Source organism: Ideonella sp. P3_A4, assembly GCF_056403075.1.
The window spans coordinates 1-4,649 of sequence record NZ_JBFUGE010000474.1 but is presented as its reverse complement, the minus strand read 5'-3'; the positions used below and the strand labels follow the sequence as shown (position 1 = coordinate 4,649).

3 protein-coding genes are annotated in these 4,649 nt (G+C 71.0%); 1 reads left to right on the top strand and 2 read right to left on the bottom strand.

What is annotated here, in order from left to right; genetic code table 11:
• The coding region (locus tag AC1DYI_RS27115; RefSeq protein WP_477207228.1) for a carboxyl transferase domain-containing protein at window positions 1–1,167 on the bottom strand (1,167 nt) is incomplete at its 3' end.
• An 89-nt stretch (window positions 1,168–1,256) separates the two neighbouring features.
• On the opposite strand from AC1DYI_RS27115, the gene AC1DYI_RS27110 reads away from it, so the two are divergent.
• The gene (locus AC1DYI_RS27110; protein WP_477207227.1) at window positions 1,257–3,308 is read left to right on the top strand and encodes a hybrid sensor histidine kinase/response regulator; all 2,052 of its coding nucleotides are present in this window, start codon (window positions 1,257–1,259) and stop codon (window positions 3,306–3,308) included.
• Here the strand turns inward: AC1DYI_RS27110 and AC1DYI_RS27105 are convergent.
• Complete coding sequence (locus AC1DYI_RS27105) at window positions 3,265–4,527, bottom strand: HAMP domain-containing sensor histidine kinase (RefSeq protein WP_477207226.1); 1,263 nt, start codon at window positions 4,525–4,527, stop codon at window positions 3,265–3,267. The genes AC1DYI_RS27110 and AC1DYI_RS27105 overlap by 44 nt on opposite strands.
• Between the last annotated feature and the right edge of the window lie 122 nt (window positions 4,528–4,649).

The following is a 4,649-nucleotide window of genomic DNA, read 5'->3' as shown; positions in this document are numbered from 1 at the left end:
CTCCATCACCGAGCCCACGTCGGCCAGCGTGCGGATGATGGCCCGCGGGTCGTACAGCGCGTTACGGTTCTCGGGCAAGGCGTGGCGCAGCGGGGTCTGGTCAGCCGCTTCACCCGGCGGCAGCGGGCCCTGGAAGTAGCCGAGGTAGCGCTTGGCCGCGGCCACGGCGGCGGCCTCGTCGACCACGCGAATATCGATCACGCCGTTGGGCCCAAGCACCGACACCGGTCCCACATCTTCAGGCGCCACCTTGCCCAGGCCACCGCCTTCGATCATGGCCGGGCCGCCCATGCCGATGCTGGCCGAGTCGGTGGCGATGATGACGTCTGAGCAACCCAGCAGCGCCGCATTGCCGGCAAAGCAGCGGCCAGCGACGATGCCGACGCGCGGCACTTGGCCGGCCAGAGCAGCCCAGCGGGCGAAGGTGGTGCAGTCCAGCCCGGCGACGATCGGCCAGTCCACATCGCCCGGCCGGCCGCCGCCGCCTTCGGCGAACAGCACCACCGGCAGCTTCAGCCGCCCGGCCAGTTCCAGCAGGCGGTCGCTCTTATGGTGGTTGAAGACACCCTGCKTGCCGGCCAGCACCGTGTAGTCGTAAGCCATCACCGCGCAGCGCGCCCGCTCGGCGCCGAACTCGGCCGCGTTGACGGTGCCAATGCCGGTGACCAGGCCATCGGCCGGCGTCTGGGCGATCAGCTCGTCGAGCGGGCGGCGGCTGCGCTGGGCAGCGACCGCCAACGCGCCGTATTCGTTGAAGCTGCCGGCATCGAGCAGGTCGGCGATGTTCTCGCGCACCGTGCGGCCGCCAGCGGCGTGGCGGCGCGCGGCGGCCTCGGGTCGGGCGGCGTCGGTCAACTGGTGGCGGCGGCGCTGCAGGGTCTGCAGCTCCGGGTGTGGTGCGGCGGCAGGCGGTGCGGACGGCGTGGCAGCCGGAGACGCGTCGGCGCTTTCCTCGAAGCGCGCCAGGGCCTCGCCCTCGCTCACCGTGTCTCCCACGGCGATGTGCAGCGCGCGCACGCAGCCGGCAAACGGCGCTTCGACCGGCACCTCCATCTTCATCGACTCGATCACGACGACCGGCCGGCCAGCGGCCACCGCGTCCCCGACCGCGGCTTCGACCGCGATCACCACCCCTTGCACCGGCGAACACAGGCTGACGGATTTCATGGGCTCATTCTGGGGGCAAGTCACAGGGCCGGCGCGGCCGGCTCAGGGCCTAAACTCGCCCGAGGCGCCGACGGCGGCGCTCCCGACCGATGACCGCCCCGCCCCAGGATCCCAGCTTCGACCTCGACCAGCTGCACATGGCGTTGGACATGTCCAACGTCAGCATCTGGCGGCTGGACATTGCCACCCAGCGGGTGCATGCGAACGCAGCGGGCTTTCGGCTGCTGGGCCTGCCGTCGCGGCCCGAGGGTTGGCCGGTGGACGACATGCTGCTGGCCATCCACCCGGACGACCGGCAGGCGATGGTCGATGCCGCCCACCAGGCGCGCGAGCAAGGCAGGCAGATCGAGGCGCTGGCCCGCTTCAGGCACGAAGACGGCCAGTGGCGCCAGGTGCTGACGCGGCGCATGGCCATCCGCAACGACCAGGGCCAGCTGGTGGCCTTTGTCGGCATGGCGATCGACGTGACGGCCCGCATGCTGGCCGAGCAACGCCTGCGCGACGCCAACCAGCGCATCGCGCTGATCGCCCGCACCGCCGGCATCGGCACCTGGGAATGGGACCTGCCCGAGGGCACCAGCCGCTGGGACGAGCAGATGTTCCTGCTGCGCGGTCTGGCGCCTCAGCCGCAAGCACCGACCATCGCCCAGATGACGCTGCTGCTGCACCCGGAAGACCGCGACTACGTGAGCCAGCAGATCCAGCGTGCGATGGGCGGGCGTGGGCCGACGCAGTACGAGTTCCGCGTGATGCTGCCCGATGGAAAGGCGCGCTGGCTGGCCTCGCGCTCGGTGCCGGTGTTCGACGACCAGGGCCAGATCATCCGCCGCATCGGCGTCAACTGGGACATCACCGCCAGCCGCGAGGCTGAGGCTCAGCGCCAGGCCAAGGCGGTGGCCGAGCGCGAGAGCGAAGCCAAGTCAGAGCTGCTGGCGCGCATGAGCCACGAGCTGCGCACCCCGCTGAACGCGATCATCGGCTTCACCGAGCTGATGCTGGCCGACGGCGAGGCCCAGGGCGCGGTGGCCCGCCAGGCGCGGCTGGAGCACATCCAGTCCGCCGGCCGGCATCTGCTGGCGCTGATCAACGACGTGCTGGAGCTGGCCCGCCCCGGCAGCGAGGAGGCGGACGCGCACCCGTTGGGTAAGGTGCCGCTGGACGACCTGTTCGCCGACAGCCTGCCGCTGATCGAAGGCATGGCAGAAGAGCACGGCGTGGTGCTCAGGCGCGACCCTTGCACCCCCGGCCTGGCCGCACAAGCCGACGCGCTGTGGCTGAAACAGGTGCTGCTGAACCTGCTGACCAACGCGGTCAAGTACAACCGCCCGGGCGGCTGGGTCGACCTGAGCGCGCGCGCCGTGCCGAATGGCCGCGTCTGCATCACCGTGCGCGATGGTGGCCACGGCATGTCCGCCGAGGCGCTGGAGCGGGTCTTCGAGCCCTTCCACCGCGCCGCCGAGCGCCAACCCGGTGTGCCCGGCGTGGGCATCGGCCTGGCGGTGGTGAAGACGCTGATGGAACGCATGGGCGGCGAGGTGACCGCGCGCAGCACGCCCGGCCAGGGCAGCGAATTCGAGCTGTGGCTGGGCCGGGCCGACAGCGAGGCCCCCGAGTCGCGCAGCTTCGTCGTGCTGGAACCGCCGTTGAACGCGCCACCGCCGCCGCCGGTGCAGGCCACACCGCCTGCCCCACCGATGGCGCCGCCTCCACAGGCCGCCGTCGCTGCGGCTGACCCGCCCCTGGCTGCCCCGGCACCTAGCGCCGCGCCAGTGCTGCTCTACATCGAAGACAACCCGGTCAACGTGATGATCGTGCAGGAGCTGGCCGAGCGCCGGCCCGGCCTGGTCTTCCACAGCGCTCCGGACGGCGGCAGCGGCCTGCGCAAGGCGGCCGAGATCACGCCCTCGCTGATCCTGCTGGACATGCAGCTACCGGATCTGCACGGGCTGGAGGTGATGGCCCAGCTGCGCAAGGACCCGCGCACCTTGCGCATCCCCTGCATCGCGCTGTCGGCCAACGCGATGCCCGAGGACATCCGCCACGCGCTGCAAAGCGGCTTTGCGGATTACTGGACCAAGCCGCTGGACTTCGGCATCTTCAACCAGGCGATGGACGCGCTGTTCCAGACCAAGGCAGGTTGAGCACCACGCGCAGCCCGGGCTCGGCGGCTTCGAAACGCAGGCTGCCACCATGCGCCTGTGCGATCAGCCGGCACAGGTACAGGCCCAGCCCGACGCCACCGGTGGCGCGCTGTCGCGCCGCATCGGCGCGGTAGAACGGCTCGGCCAGACGGGCCAGCACCTCGGGCGGCGCGCCGGGGCCATGGTCGCGCAGCGTCACGGTCAATTGGCCATCGACCAGCGCGGCGTTCAGCTCGGGTGGTTTCGGCGCATCGGCCGCGTGGCGCATGGCGTTGTCGATCAGGTTGCGCAGCAGCAGCGTCAGGCGCGTGCGGTCGACCTCGGCGCTCGGCAAGTCTGGCGGAACGTCGACCACCAGCGGCTTGCCGATGAACGGGCCTGCTTGCAGGTTGGCGATCAGCGCGGCCAGGTCGGTGGGCTCGCGCTGCAGCGCCACATGCGGCTGCGACAGGCGCTCGGTTTCGAGCAGGCTGGTGATCAGGTCGCGCATCTCGCCCAGGTCACGCAGCAGCGCGTCGCGCTCGGGGCCCTCGGGCACTAGCTCGGCGTTCAGGCGGGCGCGGGTCAGCGGGGAACGCAGTTCATGGCTGATCGCCAGCAGCAGCGCGCGCTTGGCGTCCAGCATGCCCGAGAGGTCGGATGCCATCGTGTTGACCTGCTCGGCCAGTTCGCCCAGCTCGTCGTGCCGGTGCAGCTTGATCGGCTGGCTGAAGTCGCCGCGGCCGAATCGCTCGACGCCGGCGCCGATCTCCTTCAAAGGCCCGAACAGATGGTGCGCGAGCTTCCAGGCCACCGCCGTCAGCATCAGCAGCACCGTCAGCGTCATCCAGCCGATCATGCGGGGCCGCTGCATCCACTCCTGCGCGTCGAGGCCGAAGCGGATGCGGTGGCCATCGGCCGTGGTGCGGATCAGCAACTCGTGCGGATGCTCCTGCAGCATCGAGCCCGGCCGCGGCGGGGCCGAGCGCCAGTGGACCTGCGGGCCGTCGATCTCGACCGTTACCGGCAGACGTTGGGTCAGCGCCCTGGCGCGCTCGATGTCGGGCGGGCTGCCCAGGTCAGCGGCGAGCCGGTCAACGTAGTCGGCCACCAGTGGCTTCAGCACATCGCGCCAGCCGGTGCTGAACGCGCGTTGCATGCCGAACATGAAGGTGCAGCTGATGGCCAGCGCCAACGCCAGGAACAACACGATCAGACGCAGCCCCAGCGAATGGCGCATGCGGTGGTTCCAGCGCCGGTGCCAACGCGGGTCGGCGCAACGGCGCCCGTCGATGCCCGCAGCAGCGGGTCTTGCGGCGGCTCTCATTTGGCGCCGTTCACCGCCGGCGCGCCGGCAAATGC